At 56.4% G+C, this 17245-nt stretch carries 17 protein-coding genes; 10 read left to right on the top strand and 7 right to left on the bottom strand.

The features are described 5' to 3' along the window. Window positions 1–673 precede the first annotated feature (673 nt). From LH464_RS15095 to LH464_RS15125, 7 genes are all read right to left on the bottom strand, one after another. A complete protein-coding gene (locus LH464_RS15095; protein WP_226787223.1) occupies window positions 674–979 on the bottom strand; it encodes a hypothetical protein in 306 nt (101 codons plus the stop codon). Window positions 980–997: 18 nt separating this feature from the next. Continuing rightward, window positions 998–1606, bottom strand: coding sequence for a DUF2026 family protein (locus LH464_RS15100; protein WP_226787224.1), 609 nt, complete (start codon window positions 1604–1606; stop codon window positions 998–1000). Between the two features lie 398 nt (window positions 1607–2004). Next, window positions 2005–2310: a DUF982 domain-containing protein gene (locus LH464_RS15105; protein ID WP_226787225.1), complete on the bottom strand. Its 306-nt coding sequence runs from the start codon at window positions 2308–2310 to the stop codon at window positions 2005–2007. Window positions 2311–2795: 485 nt separating this feature from the next. Then, window positions 2796–2993: a hypothetical protein gene (locus LH464_RS15110; RefSeq protein ID WP_226787226.1), complete on the bottom strand. Its 198-nt coding sequence runs from the start codon at window positions 2991–2993 to the stop codon at window positions 2796–2798. A gap of 322 nt (window positions 2994–3315) precedes the next feature. Next, window positions 3316–3501 (bottom strand): hypothetical protein, encoded by a 186-nt coding sequence (locus LH464_RS15115; protein ID WP_226787227.1) that lies wholly within the window; start codon window positions 3499–3501, stop codon window positions 3316–3318. A gap of 71 nt (window positions 3502–3572) precedes the next feature. Further along, on the bottom strand, window positions 3573–3752 hold the full coding sequence (locus LH464_RS15120) for a hypothetical protein (protein ID WP_226787228.1): 180 nt from the start codon (window positions 3750–3752) through the stop codon (window positions 3573–3575). A gap of 322 nt (window positions 3753–4074) precedes the next feature. Further along, on the bottom strand, window positions 4075–4431 hold the full coding sequence (locus LH464_RS15125; protein ID WP_226787229.1) for a helix-turn-helix domain-containing protein: 357 nt from the start codon (window positions 4429–4431) through the stop codon (window positions 4075–4077). Between the two features lie 393 nt (window positions 4432–4824). Here LH464_RS15125 and LH464_RS15130 point away from each other — a divergent pair, with 393 nt between their 5' ends. The 10 genes from LH464_RS15130 to LH464_RS15175 all read left to right on the top strand — a co-directional run bounded on the left by LH464_RS15130 (window position 4825) and on the right by LH464_RS15175 (window position 17157). Beyond that, window positions 4825–5199: a BA14K family protein gene (locus LH464_RS15130; RefSeq protein ID WP_226787230.1), complete on the top strand. Its 375-nt coding sequence runs from the start codon at window positions 4825–4827 to the stop codon at window positions 5197–5199. A 368-nt stretch (window positions 5200–5567) separates the two neighbouring features. Next, entirely contained in the window at window positions 5568–6641 is a 1074-nt protein-coding gene (locus tag LH464_RS15135) for an extracellular catalytic domain type 1 short-chain-length polyhydroxyalkanoate depolymerase (protein WP_226787231.1), read from the top strand. Between the two features lie 1379 nt (window positions 6642–8020). Then, on the top strand, window positions 8021–8884 hold the full coding sequence (locus LH464_RS15140) for an SDR family oxidoreductase (RefSeq protein WP_226787232.1): 864 nt from the start codon (window positions 8021–8023) through the stop codon (window positions 8882–8884). Window positions 8885–9159: 275 nt separating this feature from the next. Continuing rightward, window positions 9160–9567 carry a response regulator gene (locus tag LH464_RS15145; RefSeq protein ID WP_226787233.1) on the top strand — a complete coding sequence of 136 codons (408 nt, stop codon included), beginning with the start codon at window positions 9160–9162 and terminating at the stop codon, window positions 9565–9567. A gap of 68 nt (window positions 9568–9635) precedes the next feature. Further along, window positions 9636–11564 carry a methyl-accepting chemotaxis protein gene (locus LH464_RS15150; RefSeq protein ID WP_226787234.1) on the top strand — a complete coding sequence of 643 codons (1929 nt, stop codon included), beginning with the start codon at window positions 9636–9638 and terminating at the stop codon, window positions 11562–11564. A gap of 4 nt (window positions 11565–11568) precedes the next feature. Then, on the top strand, window positions 11569–12990 hold the full coding sequence (locus LH464_RS15155) for a chemotaxis protein CheW (protein ID WP_226787235.1): 1422 nt from the start codon (window positions 11569–11571) through the stop codon (window positions 12988–12990). Further along, window positions 12987–14069 carry a chemotaxis-specific protein-glutamate methyltransferase CheB gene (gene cheB, locus LH464_RS15160; protein ID WP_226787253.1) on the top strand — a complete coding sequence of 361 codons (1083 nt, stop codon included), beginning with the start codon at window positions 12987–12989 and terminating at the stop codon, window positions 14067–14069. Before LH464_RS15155 ends, cheB begins: the two co-directional genes overlap by 4 nt. Next, on the top strand, window positions 14069–14935 hold the full coding sequence (locus LH464_RS15165) for a CheR family methyltransferase (protein ID WP_226787236.1): 867 nt from the start codon (window positions 14069–14071) through the stop codon (window positions 14933–14935). The genes cheB and LH464_RS15165 overlap by 1 nt, the downstream gene beginning before the upstream one ends. After that, a complete protein-coding gene (locus tag LH464_RS15170) occupies window positions 14936–16906 on the top strand; it encodes a chemotaxis protein CheA (RefSeq protein WP_226787237.1) in 1971 nt (656 codons plus the stop codon). It begins immediately after the preceding gene. Window positions 16907–16908: 2 nt separating this feature from the next. After that, window positions 16909–17157, top strand: coding sequence for a hypothetical protein (locus tag LH464_RS15175; protein ID WP_226787254.1), 249 nt, complete (start codon window positions 16909–16911; stop codon window positions 17155–17157). Window positions 17158–17245 lie beyond the last annotated feature (88 nt).

Raw genomic sequence — 17245 nt, forward strand, 5'->3', positions numbered from 1 at the left:
ACGGCACTCCTCCTCCCAGCCGCTGTTCAGTCCTTTCGAAAAGCCTGCCGCACCTCCTCCCGCGGCAGGCTTTTTCGTTTCCGGCTGTCCCGTGGTAGAAGTATACGGACTGTTGAAGAAAATGGAGCAGTGTCTGTGCCCTTCACAGGTTCGCCGACTGTCGAGATGACAATTGTTCCATAGGGCTCGCGCGACTATTAGTGTATAGGCCACGGGGCAGATCATTCGCATCCTCCCAAAGCGCCTGCGTCCAGACTTCGGTCTCCTCCCTGGATTTTGACAGCACTGGCAGCAGCTTTGTGTGAATTGGCTTCACAGCGCCGGCGGATCCGTCGTCAAGAACGCTTATGTTGGGCTCCTTCACTTTTCGCACGCGGGTCCACCGCGACTGGCCCGGCAAAGGACATCAGCGAGGCTTCTCTCCCTCCCGCGCTAGCCAGGCATTCGCCACGTTGCCGTCAGCAACCCGGATTTTTACGGGAGCTCGGCGGAATTGGTGACGGGGCGGAGGGTTCCGGCATTTGACGCCAGACCAGCGCTTTCAATGCGATAGGGCTAGGGTGCGCACCTTGCTCAGGCATCGAATGGCTTCCACGCGGTGTAGATTGCAGATGCGCGATTTCCCGACCGTCGGTAGTCGTGCCGCAAGGGGCGGTCTTTAAAGGGGAGGGGTTCAGAGATCGCGGTCGCGGCAAAGCATCCTAAGCCGCTGGATCTCGTCGGCCAGCATGAGCATGCCGGCGCCGATCAAGACATCGATCCCGTCTTCCCGGCCGGCCATCTCGGCCAAGGTTCCCATGTCCTGCATGAAGCCCGGCCTCACGGGCACGATGTTCCCCTGAAGTTGCAGCAGTTCCCGCTGCGCCCGGACGATACTAATGCCCCTGTCTAGAAGACGCCCACGCTCAAATGGTGTCACGGCATCGAGCGTGTTGGCCGCACGACCAAGTTCCGCGATGCAGTCCGTCGCCTGGGACACCGAAACTCCACCTTGTTATTACCAGGCCCCGGACAGCATATTGCCCGCAAGCGGTACGATAGTCACCCCACCATTCTGTCGTTCGACTGAAAGCGACGCCGGCATCTGCTTTGGAGACTTGCGAAACCATTTCGCAGCAACGGCTGCAAGATCACCGAGAGCTGCGTGCTTCTGCCAGTCGGCAAAGCGGCGCGCCGTTGCGTCTTGCTCGTGGCGCAAGAAGAATTCCCCTGATTGGCTCAGATCGTTGATCGATGCCGCCATCGCGGATAGCGGCTTCTGGAACATACGTGCAGGCATCGACAGTTCTTGCGTGCTCTGCGGGAAGGCCGGCGCCATGAAGTCGAGCGCCCAGCTGTCGGTTTCGACCCAGCAATGGAAGTTTTCGCCGGTTCCTGTGACAAAGCCGTCTTCGCGATGATCCGCGAACAGGATGACCGTGCCTCCTAGATTGTATGAGGCCAGACCACCTCTTGGCGCAGCTCCGCAATTGAAGTGCTGGTTGAGGATGAAGGCGCCGAATGTACTGAAGAACATGGACGCCGTGGCCGGGTCTGCGCTCTCGTTGACGAGCAGGCTGTTGATGACCCTGTAGATCCGGTGATAGTCGCTCTGCTTGATCAACATGGGTCTGTGCTTTTGGTTCGGATGCGTCTGCGCCGTCCAATAGGCGATGGCCCGCAGGATGTAAACGATACGACTGCAGACTGCGATCTGCAGATCAGTATTTAGGTCCGCGAGGAGTTTGCCTTATGTCGCCAGCTGGTATGCGGTAATTTGAAGGGAAAGTGATGATTTTCCACGCCACGTCAAACGTCCGGTTTTGCCACTTGCTTCACGCTCTTTCGGGAAGGTTCGGCGGGTGAGGCTTCGGGAAGGTTCGGCGGGTGAGGCCAGCCGTCGCGATAGTAGCCGTGGATTTCAGCCATTGATAGCTTGGCTGATGACCCACGTATTCCATCCTCTGCCGGCAACCTGCCAGACACGCTATGAAGCCTATCCGATGTGGGCCAGGCGGAATGAACTCAAACCCTCGGAACTATCGGCGTACCGAATACATGCTTCCGTCCAAGTGGCCGCGGTTGGTTCATGTGATCTTGTGCTTCCTCAACAGCCACGGCAAAGGCGGCCCTAGCTTCTTCTAAGGAAGTGTGTCCTGCCAGGGCTCCGCGGCAAGCGCTTCTCGCTCTGACAAACCGAATACCCTGACGGTATGGCCAGTGATCGGTGAGCCAAACGAGTGCCTCGAAAGGTCCGCGAACTTCCTGACGCCCCGTCGAGACAAAGTCGATGTCGACTGAGGCACTCCAATACGCCTTAGGACTAGTCATATCTCCTCTCCAATCACGCCGATCTTTGTTTAAGCAAAACTCAGATTAGGCCGCGCTGGTTCCCTGGTATCTTTAACGATGTGTGGAAGGCGCGTGACGACGTGTTATTTGTGTTTCAAACACCGGTCACCCGCCCTTGAGAGCAGCGACATCCCAAACAGACAGACAGTAAGAATGACAAGGGTGACGAACCATGTCTGGCCAGCTCCCGGACACATTTACTATCCGCACTGCGCCAGGTTACCACTCATGGCGAGATCTGCCCTTCCTTGGTATATGGGGGCGATCCTAGCCATGGGCTGTAGCAAACATACCAGTTGGGCCCGAGGTTTCCCGCGGCTATCGCGTCAAAGTGGCAGCGTCACTAAGGGCGTAGGTGCGTTCCTTGTTTGTGGGAAGTAACTGCGTTGCTCCCAAAGCGGCTAGGAACACAATCAAAGATGTCGAAATCAGCGCAATCTTCATAATGTCCTCCTCGCTCGTCGTTATAGCCAATACTTGACCGAGCCGCGGTTGATGATGGCTTTCATCATGGCGTCCAGTTCGGCTTTAGACGGACCGAACCGATCGAAAAGGTCTTGAGCCTTCTCACGAGGTAAATCATAAGCGGCACGAAACTCTTCGAGGCCGTATTCGATCGCTGTAAACCTGGGCTTTGATGTCGATGCGCGTGTCTCGGGCATTGGCACCTCCACGATTTTTCGCGGGATATAATTCCTAACAACGATTTTGGTTCCTCGGTTCCATGTCAAAGCTTCTCATCAAGAGCTTTCAAAGCCAGGCCTCCCCAAATACTTGCCAAAGCGCTCTGAAGGAAGGAGGTTACCGGCGAACACCCTGTTTGAAAGACGTCTGTTCGTGAGGGAGGCTCACGATATTTAAGGGCGAGCCAGTCTGAAGACGTCTTTGACGTCCTCGACGATGGCCGGACGATAAGCGAGGCGATGCCCACGAGGTCCTAGTAAGAGCGCGCTGGATGCCGCAAAAGGCTGACGTGGGCCTTGTTCACTGAATGGTGCGAGTCTGATTAACAGCAAATTCCCGCTCTTTGGCGGTCCTCACCTTCTTGGCCATTTCGGCATCTTGGTAAGGCCCGAGCGATCCTGTATCGCCATCGTTGCTCCATTCCACCCAGTGGCCGTGATCATCTGAACGTACGACGACGCACAGCGTCTTGTTGGTGTCCGGCATAACTGTTTCCCTTGTTGGGGAGACTGTAGTCGAGCTCTACCTAGACCACAACCGGGAAAGTCGGCAAGTACCTACTCGCTGGTCGTTACACCGTAGACGACGATGAAGAGGTATAAGGCAAACGCCATTAGGCCGAAGCCTGCGATGAATAGCGCAAGGCCGCGTCCAGCAACAATCTTTCGCTTCTTTTTTTCGGGCGAATCTGCGGATGGTGACAACCCTGTCGGGGTTCTTTTATCCTTCGTTTCCATCACTGGCTCTCTTAATCTATCGCATGCGGCGATGCCTGACTTAGCTCAGGTTCTCCCGGATTGAGAAACACGAGGTAGGCGACAGCGAAAATGGCGGCGAGCCCTAGCACTGTCAGGACGAGCCTAGCCATACCCACCCTGGTGTCACGGTCTGAGTTATTCATATTTGAGCTAACAGCGGAGGGAGATCAAAGTTCCTCGCGGAGCCAATTCAAGAGGCCAAGGCTGTGGATCGGTGGTCACGGGGTGAGAGCCCCGACTATTGGGAAGGAGGTGTGACCCGCCGATCGATGATGGAAGGGCGGATCTAGTTATAAATAACCTATGTCCTTACAGTACCAATCAAGACTGCTTCACACCCCAACGGTGCGCTGGAAGCTGTCCCTGGTGCTGCCGGGTTTGGCTTGCTCGCTTCGAGAGCTTTCCATGCCCTAAGTACTAGATCGTTGATCGCGGCATCGTCGCTGGGAAAACCCGCAGCGATGCGCTCAATGACAGTGAACTGGGCTGCTCTCGAATAGTGGTGCTTGATCGGGCTCTCGCCCCCTTCAAGCTTTTGATACCCGCGAACAGTGATACCAAGAGCCTCCGCCATGTGGGCCTGCGTCATCTTAGACATTCTACGTAGATGAGCGAGTTCTGCAGCAGTCATGTTGATCGAAGCTTCTTCGGATTCCATCGATTTAACCTTCCAGGGGTATGATCTTAGGACTGGAGAGAGTTGCACTCCCCCGGGCCGCCAGTGACGAGGCTATGAAGAGTGTCAATCCCCCTGCCGAACCAGACTTGGAGGTTGACCGTGCGCTCACCTGGTCCTGTAGACTTGAATGCATTGTGGTTACGAGGTACGAACTCTGTTCGTATTTGTCAAGGAGCTCGTGGCCCATCGCTCGCCGTGATCTCGCTCCATACGTTTCGTAACTCGGAACCGAAATCATTTCCTAACGTTCTAAATTCTCTGCAGAAAAGGAATCTAGAATTGCAAACATACCTAAAGTCTATCACCGCGGCAGCTGTGAGTGCCCTTATTTTCTCCGCTTCCATTGGCACTAATCCAGCCGGCGCTTTCGGTATGCCCCAGGCTCAGGTTCCACAGGCAGCGCCCGTGGAACAGATACAGTTTCGAGGAGATAACCGCGACCGCAGCCGCTTCGACAGAGACCGTGACGACCGGGGCGGAAGTTATCGGGGCCACCGCGGTTCGCGGGAATATCGTAGGGGTTATAGACGCCACAGTGATGGCTGGTGGTATCCGCTGGCGGCTTTCGGGGCTGGCGCAATCATTGGCGGCGCCATCTCGAACCAGCCTCGACCAGGCCAGGCCTCGTCCAGTCGCCACGTAGAATGGTGCATGGATCGCTATCGTACCTATCGCGCATTGGATAACACCTACGTGCCACGGGCGGGTGAAAGGGCTCAGTGTTCCTCGCCCTACTCGCGTAACTAGACGTAAAATGGCGTCACGTGTTTTTTCTACATTTTAGACCTTAAAAATGGCCCCGCCACCGTGAGGCGGGGCCAAGGGGAGGTCCGTGCCCAGCTTTCTAAAGAGGGCCCTGAGTATGCGATGAGCTCGTTTAAAACTGTCCAGGGCTGATATCTGTCACTCGCTTTGAGGCTGCTTCTCTAGTGAAGAAACTGTCCCCCCCGCCGGCGTATAAGAGGAGCCTTTTTGGAGGGTGGATCCCGTGCTTCCCATGTGCTCGTGATGCGAAGCGTGGCAAGACATGCTTGGTTACTTGAAATTGTGCGCTGCAGCATTATCTTCTCCACTCGGGAGTCGGCCGGCTTTCCGTGACCCGCCGAGGAATCGATATGAGAAGAATTTCAGACACGATTAAACGCCTCTCGCGTCACCAGAGCTTCTTTCATAACGGCTCACCGAGAGGCAGGCTTATGGAGCTACAAAGCCTGGGTTGCAATCCCGGCGAACTGACGGGCTGGCATTACATCCCTGACAACCTGGACTCCTCACCTGCTCTTGTGGTGGTTTTGCATGGATGCACTCAGACCGCTTCAGATTATGACTATGGGTCGGGGTGGTCGGCACTGGCTAAGGATTTTGGGTTCGCCGTTCTCTTTCCCGAGCAGTCACGACAGAATAACCCGAACCTCTGCTTCAATTGGTTCTACGATGGCGACATCGAGCGTGATCAGGGCGAAGTCCTATCCATCCGCGAAATGATTGGCACCATGGTTTCCAATCACGGTATTGATCCCAAGCGGATCTTCGTAACGGGATTGTCGGCGGGCGGCGCCATGGCAAACGCCATGCTCGTCGTTTACCCTGAGGTGTTTGCCGGCGGAGCGATCATTGCGGGCCTCCCCTACGGCGCAGCCTCGACTATCCCGCAGGCGTTTGACCGGATGCGGGGCCACGCGCTACCGTCTGGGAGATCCCTTCAGGAAAAGCTTCGCACCGCATCCCCCCACACCGGCCCATGGCCTTTGGTTTCCGTTTGGCATGGAACAGAAGACAAGACGGTCGACAAAGCCAATGCGCAGGCGATCGTCAGTCAATGGAGCGAGGTGCACGGTGTTGGCAAAAGGCCGAACCAGACTAATTATCTCGATGGGCTGGAACATTCCGTGTGGACGGATGGCTCGGGCCGCGATGTCATCGAGTTATACTGCGTGACCGGACTAGGCCACGGGACACCCCTTGATGCAACGAGCGGATACGGGCAGGCTGCACCGCATATGTTGGACGTTGGCATATCCTCGACGGAACACATCGCCCGTGGATGGGGCTTGACGCCCTCGTTCGCCCGAAAGGCGAAGTCGCCTAGTATCGGCACACGTGGCCCCGACCGAGCCCGTCCCGCCGACAAAGGTGGGATTCAGAATATCATAGAAGACGCGTTACGCACCGCCGGCCTGATGAGGTGATTCAGGGTGGTGAGAAATGCGGCACCCCTCGGGTTGGCTTCTAATCTGCCTTTTCTCGGTTTCATTGTATCGACGCTGAAGAGCGGAATGCCGTCGCCCACGATGAACCGTAGCCAGCAAGCGCCCGCCTGCACATCCAGCCGGTGGAACTAGACATGGTTCAGCTGTTTTCCGAGGAATTCCTTTCCAAGGAGGGTGTGAGCCGTCGTCAACGTCGGAATGAGGCCTTCGTTAGGATTACATATGGAACTTAAGGTCGCCTTCGGTTCGGATCTGAAGGAATCCTCGATGTTCATACGGCTTGAACAGCTAAGTCACAGGTGGGCACCCATTGATCACCATCAGTTGGTTGTCCCGAATGGTCCGGTCGAACCGTCCACTTCCATTTCCGCTTATGTGTTGAGAGAGCATGCATTCAGATCGCGCCTTTAGGATAGCTCCCGGGCAATCGAGGAACATAAGTAGGAGCGAGCAGTTCGGTGGTTTTCAGGAGGAAAAGCGATGAAGGCGATTCATGCATTTGCGATGGCCGTTGGTCTAGTTCTTCTTACCCCGCCCCCTAGCAATGCCGACTGTGTGGATGTCACTACGTCCGTCGATAAAACCGGGATATCAAAAGACGGGAGTCATGCTCCCATGGAAGGTAAGGCCGAAACCCAGGCGCAACCGGGGCCGGCGACAGGAACCACGACCACGAGCTCAGATACAGCGGATAAATCACCCCAAAAGGATGGTAGTAACATGCCCTTGGGGGAAACCCCCGATCTTGCCACGTCTGGCCAGGACGCTGAAGCACAGCAGCAGGGCGAGAAGACAGCCGGTGCTGTTGCCCAGAAGTGCTGAGGGCCGGGCTATCTGAGTCGCTTCAGAGCAGTATGAGGCGAAATCTGGTCCAGCCACTTGTCGGCTCACACATGCGCGGATTGCCGCGCATATGGTCAGTCCGCGACTTCCAGCTTCCAGGTACGCAAGCTCCTTTTGTCCTACAAACTCGGAGCTGTTAAAATCCGCTTGGCACGACTATTGCGATGGGCGAAACCCCTGGAGCAGCAATCAAAAAGCTCGGCGAGCCGGTTAGGCGGGGCCGAGTTTCGGATACTCCATAACAACCGAATTTTGTGAGGCAAAGGCGCATTCATGACCGGTCGGGGCAACGCCCTTTTATTTTGGATGACCAACGGACGGATAACGCCTTGATTATCCTTAAAGCACTCGCCAGCCTCCCGCAGGGCAGATGATGCCTGTAGTGGTGCCGAGTGTGACGGAAATTGCGGCGGCGCCGTTGATGTAGGGGTTCGCGCGAAAATCATCCGAGCTGTCGGAACTCTCCCTGCGCTGGGGTGGTTAGCATGCTACCACGGAATGGGAGAAGATAGACTATGACCAAGATCCGCCGCCCTGAGCCCCCGCAGCCGGAACAGCAACAGGAACCGCCGGGCAAAACAGCGTTGATGCAACCAGTTCCGGATCACGGCGAGAACTCGTACAAGGGCGATCGCAAGCTGGAGGGCAAAGTCGCCCTTATTACGGGAGCTGATTCCGGTATTGGAAAAGCGGTCGCTATCGCCTTCGCGCGAGAAGGGGCCGACATCGTCATTTCTTATCTGAATGAGGACGAGGACGCGCGCGATACCGCCAAGTGGGTTGAAGAGGCCGGCCGCAAGGCCATGGTAGTGCCTGGCGATATCAAGTCGGAGGATCATTGCAAGACTATTGTGCAGCGCACAGTAGACGAGTTCGGTGGCATTGACATCCTCGTGAACAACGCTGCTTTCCAACGTACCTACGCGGATATCAGCGATATCACTGCCGACGAGTGGGACGAGACCTTCCGCACCAACATATACGCACCGTTCTTCCTTTCAAAGGCCGCGGCTCCGCACATGAAGGCCGGTAGCTCTATCATCAACACTACCTCGATCCAGTCACGGCAACCTTCGCCGCAGCTTCTCGCATATGCATCCACAAAAGGAGCTATATCCAATTTCACTGCAGGCCTTGCGGAAATGCTGGCCGAAAAACGCATCCGCGTAAATGCTGTCGCGCCAGGTCCGATCTGGACGCCGCTTATTCCTTCGACGATGCCGGCCGAGAAAGCAGCCAAATTCGGCGAGCAGACCCTTCTCAAGCGAGCGGGCCAGCCTGCTGAACTCGCCGGCGCATACGTTCTCCTGGCATCGGATCTCGGCAGCTACATGACGGGTGCCGTCATCCCGGTCACAGGCGGGGAGATCATGATCTAAACATGTTGCGGCAGGAGGGGTTGCGACCATCTCCCTGTCGCGCCGCCTGCATATCCTTTCTTCAACATCTGATCGAGATAGATATTCTGTGCCGAGCGTTAACAAAACACGCTCGCACAACTGCGGGAAGGTACCTCCCAACTGCGCTCGGGAAGCGTTGTGGAGATTGCAAGCGGAGCGAACGGAAGTTCCAACGAAACAGATGGAACCATTTCCCCGTTTTCGCATTAAGAGGGCCACATCATAGAAGTCGAGCTCAGACTGGTTGCGTATTCATGGCAGGTGACACTAATTGCGTTCTGGTTGTCGAGGATGACGGTCTGATCCGTTTGAGTCTTGTAGAGGAATTGGAAGACGCGGGTCTGAGTGTATTCGAAGCAAGCACGGCGGATGAGGCGCTGCAGATCATCGAGGAGCACCCGCAAATCGAAGTTATTTTTACCGACATCGATATGCCCGGCTCGATGGATGGCTTGAAAATGGCCACGCTTGTGCGTCAGTCCCGTCCCGATATGCAGATTCTGCTAACATCTGGCTATCTTAAAGTATCCAAAAACGATCTCCCATGGAAAATTCCGTTTATCTCAAAGCCTTATGAAGTGGATCGCGTCGTAAGCCATATCCGCAGCATGACGGGCCAACGGGGGGAGGGCATTTGCCTTGGGCCGAGCTTTGGTTCATAAAAAATCGAAATGAACCAGCAGCCCCGCCCTCATGTGCTTGTCACTGGGCCTAGATATCGGACCCTTCCATGGCATTGGTAAAGACCTCCCAGCTCGGCACGAAGGCAGTTGTTAGCAAGGCCTCCCCTGCTGTGGCGAATATTGTCGAAAAGGCTGCTGCGTCCCGTCGCTCCCACGATCGCTCCCGTGTTCGTCAACAGAAAGCAGCCGAGCGCATTGGAGCCGCAACGGAAGAGCTTGCTACCGGTGTTACCGAGGCTGCTGCGGCAGCCGAACAATTGCGCCGTGCGCTGGAGCAGATTGCCGCCGGTGCGGAGGAGGCCGCTGGCGCGGCCCACCAGTCGCTATCTGCCACAACTCATCTTTCATCCCGGTTTTCCGAGGCTCGATCGGAAGCAGAGTCAGCTCGCAGACGTACCGAGGAACTACAAGCCTCCATACTAGAGTCTGCCGCTCAAATTGATGCATCCATCTCGGCAATCCGTGCCAATGCGTCACGTCAGATCGCTTCGGTTGAGGTCATCGACAGGTTGCAGAATCAGGCCGAAAGCATAGGAGCCACCACGGACGCAATCGCCGACATTTCGGATCGCACAAATCTCCTGGCGCTCAATGCGGCCATTGAGGCCGCGCGTGCTGGCGACGAAGGCCGTGGTTTTGCCGTCGTCGCAGACGAGGTGCGCTCACTGGCAGAAGTTGCCGAGCGAAGCTCTCGTGACGTGAGTGAGCATGCCGAAGCCATCGTGGATGGCGTTCGACAAATTGCCAATGTCATCAAGACCGCCGCTTCGAAGGCGCAGGAGCAGACCGCATTGGGTCGAGCTGTCTCTGAGGAGCTGCATGCCATACGATCGGGTCTAAGCGCACTTTCGCAAAATAGTCAGGTCATCTTGATTGCAGCTGTTGAGGCGGAAGTGGCGACCCGCGAAGCTCAAAAGGGCGCGGAAGCCGTTGCCGCGGCGGCGGAAGAGCAATCTGCGGCCACCTCAGAGGCGCAAAGGGCTGTCCAACAACAGAGTGCAGCCCTCGAACAAAGCCAGCAAACGGCTCAGTCATTGGCAACCCTTGCCGACGACCTGATGAATGACGGCAGCCGCGCTTCCCGAACGGAGGAGCTGAGTTCGGCTGCGGAGGAGTTGTCTGCGACTGTTCAGGAGCTTTCAGGCGCAGCTGGCGAAATACTTATCGCCGTCGAGCAGATTAGCCGAGGCGCCGAAGCTCAGGCCGCAGCTACACAGCAAGCCAACGCAGCCATGTCCCAGATTGAGAGGAACGCTTCTCAGACCCGAGAAAGTGCCGAGAAAGCAGGCCGAAGCGGTGAGGAGATCAAGGCATTTTTGACCAGAAGCAAGACCAGTCTCCATAGTATTGCGTCCGGCATTTCCGCCTCCCTCCTCGAAACGCGGGCCGCACTGGCTGACCTTCAAGCCATGGCTGAGGTCGCTTCCCGAATTCAGCGCACGGTTGATCGAATTGTCCTCGTTGCAGTGCAAACCAACATGTTGGCGGTTAGCGGCTCGGTTGAGGCAGCGAGAGCGGGAGACGCCGGACGAGGTTTTGCGACAGTCTCGACCGATATTCGCAAACTCGCGCAAGATGCCGCCGAAAACATCGACGCCGTCAAGGATATCGTCCGGCAAATCCAGGTGCAAATCTCGGTTGTCCTGCAAGAACTGGAGACGATCGTTGTGACGTGCGAAGCCGAGATCGTCAAAAGCACGTCCATCATTGATGGTCTCGCTTCGGCAGAGGCGGATGTCGATCTGTTAGTCCGCGGCAATGTGTCCATCCTGGAGGCGACGCAAGCCATTCTCGTGGCAGCAAGCCAGGTTCAGGCGGGCACTCAGCAAATTGCCTCGGTCGCGCAGGAAGCGAGCGCGTCCTCCGGACAGGCCGCGATGACTGCTCGGCAACAATCGCGCGGGGCGGAGGATTTAGCGGCGGCCATCGAGGAAATAGCCTCTTTGGCGGACGAACTTCAGATGTCCGGAAACTAACGATATGGCAGGCTCCTCTTCCAGGGCGAACGTGGACCATCGGCGATTGATATTTCGGCTGGGAGAGCAGCGCCACGAAATCGATTCTGCGCGTGTGCTCGAGGTCGCCAGGGTGTCTCACATCACCCGCGTGCCCCATGGTCCCGAATCGCTGGCAGGCATAACCAATCTTCGAGGGAAGCCGATCCCCGTAATTTCCATGCGTAAGATTCTGGATGGCGGGGGTGTCGCACGGGAACGGGGTGGCAAGATTATTGTCTACGACCATGGGGGCGCCATTGGGCTATTGGTCGACGACGTAGTGCGACCGTCGGCCGACGCCAGCGCAAATCCGGTCCCTCACCTGAATGATCTCCTGGATACCGCTTTCAAGCTGACAAGGGGTGACCGGGTCGTGCCGCGTGCTCATCTGGACAGAAAGATGGGAATGGATGCGGGAGTTCAGTCGACCGCTTTTCTATCGTTCCGTGTTGCTGGCCAGCTCTATGGTCTACCACTTGATCACATTCGGGAAGTAGCTAAAGCCGCCGAAGATTTTGCGATGACACCAGCGTCCGACACGGGAGTGACCGGTCTTATTTCGACGGGCCACAGCGTTTTGCCACTGGTAACGCTTGCATCGCTACTAGGCCTTGATGACGAGCGATCGGTGGGTCAACGCTCTCGCGTCATCGTCGTTGCGCATGGCGACGATCTGATTGGCCTAGTGGTGGACGGCTTAGACGTCATACATCGTCTGCCACACGGGGCCATCGATTCGGTGCCAGCTGTATTGCAGCGTGGGCGCGGCGATGCGCAGATCGCGGCGATAGGACGGATTCCAAACGGAGCAGGGCTGATCGCTATTCTGTCACCGGAGAAACTGTTTGGTCATCATTCCGTCACCCAATTGATCGAGCAGAACGCGGGAGCGAAATCGATGGAAGCGGCACCCGCAAGGGATGAAACGTCCGAGCAGTTCCTGATCTTCCAGCTAGGCGAAGAAAATTACGGCCTGCCCATCGGTTCTGTAGACGAAGTTGTCAGGGTTCAGAGTGAGGTCACCCGGGTGCCCGGCGCGCCCGGTTTTGTAATGGGCGTCATCAATCTTCGCGGTAGAGCTATCCCGCTCATCGATCAACGAAGCCGTTTTCAATCGCAAACCTCCCCCTCAGGAAGGGCACGGGCGATCATCGTGACACTTGGAAGCCTGCAGGCCGGGTTTGTCGTTGATAGTGTTTCGGAGGTGAAATCTGTGTCGGTGTCCGCCTTGTCCACGGCACCGGAGTTTTCCTCCGATCGAACGGGGGTGTTCGACAGAATTGCCTATATTGAAACTGAGGACCGGATGATCCTCGTGATCGATCCGAAGGAACTTCTTACCCGAGCGGAACGCGATATTGTGTCAGCGATAGGGGACGAACAGCCTCCGGCAGCATGCCGGTGATTCGCCTTTTGGTCATTGATGATTCCGCCCTGATGCGCAAACTGCTTGGTCAGATATTCAGTGCCGAGGGGGATTTTGAGATTGAATTCGCCCATGATGGCGAAGAGGCGTTGGAAATAATCTCGCAATTTCGGCCAAATGTCGTGACTCTTGATATTCATATGCCGAGGATGGATGGGCTCACCTGTCTTGATCGAATTATGCTCGAGCATCCTTGTCCTGTGGTCATGGTCTCGTCGCTGACGGAAGAAGGGGCAGATGAAACATTGGCAGCGCTCGAAATCGGCGCTGTCGATTTTATCGCCAAACCTGGCGGTGCGATCTCACTTGGAATTGAAGAACTGACTCCCCGTCTGATTGAGAAAGTACGGATGGCCGCAGCGGTGAAGATCCGGCGTAGCCGAAGGCTCGCCGAACGTGTTCGCCTGACGGCTGCGCCACCACAGCAACGACATTCCACGCGCGTCCGCGACAACTCTTTGGCGAATTTGAATCGCGGCTCTGGCCGGCCCGGTCTTGTGTTGATCGGCACCTCCACCGGTGGCCCCCCGGCGCTCGACACAGTGCTTGCCCATCTGCCGGCTAATTTCCACTGGCCGGTGGTTGTCGCACAGCACATGCCTGGTTCGTTCACGGGACCGCTTGCGCGCCGTTTGAACACAATTTGTCCCCTGGAAGTCGTCGAGGTTACCGGCCAGACGAGGCTGCAACCGGGCAATGTCTACATCGCAAAAGGAGATGCGGATATCATTATCTCCTCGCGCGCCGGTTCTCTGGTCGCGATGGCTGCCCCAATCGACCCGAATTCCCGGTGGCATCCAAGCGTCGATCGCATGGTACGGTCGGCCATGAAACATCTGCCCGCAGCCGATCTGATCGGCGTTTTGATGACCGGAATGGGAAATGACGGGGCGGCCGCTATGGCAGATTTAGAGGCGGCGGGTGGCCGAACGATAGCGGAGTCAGAAGAAACAGCGGTTGTGTGGGGCATGCCCGGAGAATTGGTTCGCCTTAACGGTGCAAGCGCGATCAGACGTGTGGACGAAATCGGACCTTGGCTCGCAGGTCTCGTCTGCTAATGGTGATCGCTCCAGGCATTTCGGCAGGTTTCATCTCGGCCCCGCTTTCGCAAGCTGATCTAGAGGAGATCTGCGCGATCATCTATGAGCGCAGCGGCATGGTCTTTGGCGAGACAAAGCGTTACTACATCGAGCGCCGTGTCACGGACCTCATCAATCAGCGACGCGCACAATCGGTGCGGAACTACATCTCCATGTTGCGTGGCGACCAACGCGAGACCGAGCTGCTGATCAACAGCTTCACCGTCAATGAGACCTATTTTTATCGTGAGCAACATCAACTTGCCTGCCTGAGTGGTTCAATCCTGCCGGACATCATCCGCTCGAAAGGTCCTGGAGATCGTATTCGCATCTGGTCCATGCCGTGTTCGAGTGGGGAAGAACCCTATTCAATCGCAATCTGGCTCCTCGAGAACTGGCCATTGGTCGACGCGTATAATATCGACATTACCGGGTCCGATATTGACACCGACATTTTGAAGCAAGCGGTGGAGGGATTATTCGGGCAGCGTTCGCTATCGAAACTCCCAGAGGATGTCCGCGAACGATACTTCGAACCGGAGAAGGATCAACAACGCCGCCTGATCAGCGACTTGAGAGAATCTGTGACTTTCGCCAGTGGGAATATTGTTGAACGGGAGAGTTTGACAGCACTCGGGCGCTTCGACGTGATTTTTTGTAGGAACCTGCTGATCTATTTTGATCAGGCAGCCCGGGAAGCTGCAGCGCGCCACATCCATGATCTTCTCCATCCCGGTGGCTATATTTGCCTTGGCCATACGGAATCTATGTCGCGTATTTCAGAGACGTTTGAACCCGTCCGCTTCCCTGAAGCCATCGTCTACCGAGATGTGGGGCGGAAATGAATGGATGAATTGATCGCACAATTTACGATCGAAGCGCGCGAGCTCGTCCAGCAAGCCTCCGAGGATCTGCTCTCGTTGGAGGCCGATCCTGGGAAACGGGAAAGTCTTGAAAGTGCGTTTCGGGCAATTCACACGCTGAAAGGTTCGGCTGGCCTTTTTGATTTCGGCCCGATGCAGGGGATTCTGCACCAGGCCGAAGATCTCTTGGCACAAGCACGGGAGGGGCAGATCCTTGTCGGGGCAGGGCTGATTGATCCGCTCCGGGCAGTGATTGAATGGATCGACGACAGCATAGAAGGCATCATGCAGACCGGGCGTCTTTCTGAAGTTCAGGAGATGCAGGCTCCAAGGCTTCGCGGCCTCCTGACCGGAGAAATGGCGGAACACGAAACCAGTCAGATTGCTGGCATGCTGAAGACCATCCCTGATTGGGCGCTGGCCCTTCATCGGCTCGTTGCGGAAACCGATCGATCGCCATCCTTAATTGCTATCCGGTACGATCCGCATCCGGAGTGTTTCTTTAATGGCGACGATCCATTGGAAACCATATCGCGCCTGACAGACCTGCGATATCTGGGCGTCTCGGTGAAGGTCCCGACACCTTCGCCCCAAGACTACGATCCATTCCGCTGCGACCTCCTGATCGAGGCCCTATCCGCTGGTTCGCTCGCGGAGGCGCAGGCCTTGTTCCGACTTATCCCCGACCAGGTTACGCTGGTGCATTTGCGCGCATCCGTTGGCGACCCGGACGTCGCGGAGGTGCAGGGCTCACCGGATCCGTTGGCAGGCCGTCGATCGACAACTATGCGGGTGGATCCAAGCCGTATCGACAAACTACTCGAGATCGCCGGCGAGCTGATTACTGAGAAAGACGGGCTTATCCCACTCGCACATGAGGCACGCAGCCAAGGCAGTGGCGACCTCGCTAGACGCATTCTTTCTAGCCATTTTGAAATCGAGCGCCTTGTCGGATCTCTTTATGGTGCAGTTACGCAAGCGCGAATGATCCCGCTTGAGCGTACTTTCCGCCGATTTCCGCGACTGGTGCGAGAGACATCGGCAAAACTCGGCAAGTCTCTCGATCTGATCATTGAGGGAGAGACAGTTGAAGCCGATCGAGAGATTGTAGATAGCCTGTTTGAGCCACTTTTGCACTTGGTAAGAAATTGTCTCGACCATGGGATCGAAGATGAAGCAGAGCGGTTGCGCGTTTCCAAACCGGTGCGAGGACGGATCTGGTTGAGCGCACGGCAGCGTGGCGATCAGATCGAGATCAAGGTTGCAGACGATGGCCGCGGCATAGATGCTCAACGCATCCGCACAACCGCGCTGGAACGAGGCCTGATATCTGAAATGCAGGCTTCAGCTCTTCCTGACGAGGAAGTTTTGCAGTTTGTCTTCGCCCCCGGCTTTTCAACCGCATCCCAAGTGTCCGATCTGTCTGGGCGGGGGGTCGGCCTCGATGCTGTCCAGAGTTCGGTTAAAAGGCTTGGTGGAACGCTCGAGCTGCAAAGTGCCGTCGAAACGGGGTCGTCCTTCACAATAAGGCTTCCGATCACCTTCTCATTGACGCAGTTGTTAGTGGTTGAAGTTGGTGGCGAACGCTACGGCATCCCTATTTCGGACATCATTGAGACACACAAGGTTCCAACATGCGACATTCAGTGTGTCAGAGCGGGCCGGGCATTTATCCTACGTAACCGAACGATCCCTTTGCTTCATCTCGGCGAGCTTCTGCAAATGCGCCCCTCGAGTTTAGCCTCCGGCACCTCCGGCAATCTTACGGTCCTGATCGTGCGGTCTGGTGAGGAGGCTGTTGGCGTGGTGGTCGAGGCGATTGCAGAGAGGTCCGAAACACTGACACGGCCGCTTTCGAGGCTTTTGCAAAATGTACCAGGGATCGCAGGGACGGCTCTCATGGGCGATGGAAAGGTCCTACTGGTTTTGGACATGGAGGAACTTGCGCAGTGACGGTGTGCTTGGAAAACCAGACCATTGTCCTGTCCGGAACCTGCGGGGTCGAGGATGTGGAAGCACTGGTGAACTATCTGGAAGATCGAAGCGATCTCTCTGTGGACATCAGTGCGGCAACCTCTGTTCACACCGCACTTTGGCAGGCCTTGATGGTGTTCAAGCCCAGAATTATCGGCTCCACCATGTCTTCTTTGATAGCAAGCAAGCTTCTGCCGGCGCTAAAGGCCTACATCGACAAAGATCGGTAAGCGGGAAGTGCAACTTGCGAAGGCTTCATCATCCAAATAATGGTAGTAGGCCGGCCACGGGCAAACTCGGGCGGCCATTCGGAGTATA

Source organism: Pseudorhizobium xiangyangii, assembly GCF_020531965.1.
GTDB lineage: Bacteria > Pseudomonadota > Alphaproteobacteria > Rhizobiales > Rhizobiaceae > Neorhizobium > Neorhizobium xiangyangii.

Bases quoted from the DNA above. Each gene is read 5' to 3' on its own strand.
- LH464_RS15100 (WP_226787224.1), bottom strand. From the start codon at position 1,606: ATGTTGATCAAGCAGAGCGACTATCACCGGATCTACAGGGTCATCAAC.
- LH464_RS15105 (WP_226787225.1), bottom strand. From the start codon at position 2,310: ATGACTAGTCCTAAGGCGTATTGGAGTGCCTCAGTCGACATCGACTTT.
- LH464_RS15110 (WP_226787226.1), bottom strand. From the start codon at position 2,993: ATGCCCGAGACACGCGCATCGACATCAAAGCCCAGGTTTACAGCGATC.
- LH464_RS15115 (WP_226787227.1), bottom strand. From the start codon at position 3,501: ATGCCGGACACCAACAAGACGCTGTGCGTCGTCGTACGTTCAGATGAT.
- LH464_RS15120 (WP_226787228.1), bottom strand. From the start codon at position 3,752: ATGGAAACGAAGGATAAAAGAACCCCGACAGGGTTGTCACCATCCGCA.
- LH464_RS15125 (WP_226787229.1), bottom strand. From the start codon at position 4,431: ATGGAATCCGAAGAAGCTTCGATCAACATGACTGCTGCAGAACTCGCT.
- LH464_RS15130 (WP_226787230.1), top strand. From the start codon at position 4,825: ATGCCCCAGGCTCAGGTTCCACAGGCAGCGCCCGTGGAACAGATACAG.
- LH464_RS15135 (WP_226787231.1), top strand. From the start codon at position 5,568: ATGAGAAGAATTTCAGACACGATTAAACGCCTCTCGCGTCACCAGAGC.
- LH464_RS15140 (WP_226787232.1), top strand. From the start codon at position 8,021: ATGACCAAGATCCGCCGCCCTGAGCCCCCGCAGCCGGAACAGCAACAG.
- LH464_RS15145 (WP_226787233.1), top strand. From the start codon at position 9,160: ATGGCAGGTGACACTAATTGCGTTCTGGTTGTCGAGGATGACGGTCTG.
- LH464_RS15150 (WP_226787234.1), top strand. From the start codon at position 9,636: ATGGCATTGGTAAAGACCTCCCAGCTCGGCACGAAGGCAGTTGTTAGC.
- LH464_RS15155 (WP_226787235.1), top strand. From the start codon at position 11,569: ATGGCAGGCTCCTCTTCCAGGGCGAACGTGGACCATCGGCGATTGATA.
- LH464_RS15165 (WP_226787236.1), top strand. From the start codon at position 14,069: ATGGTGATCGCTCCAGGCATTTCGGCAGGTTTCATCTCGGCCCCGCTT.
- LH464_RS15170 (WP_226787237.1), top strand. From the start codon at position 14,936: ATGGATGAATTGATCGCACAATTTACGATCGAAGCGCGCGAGCTCGTC.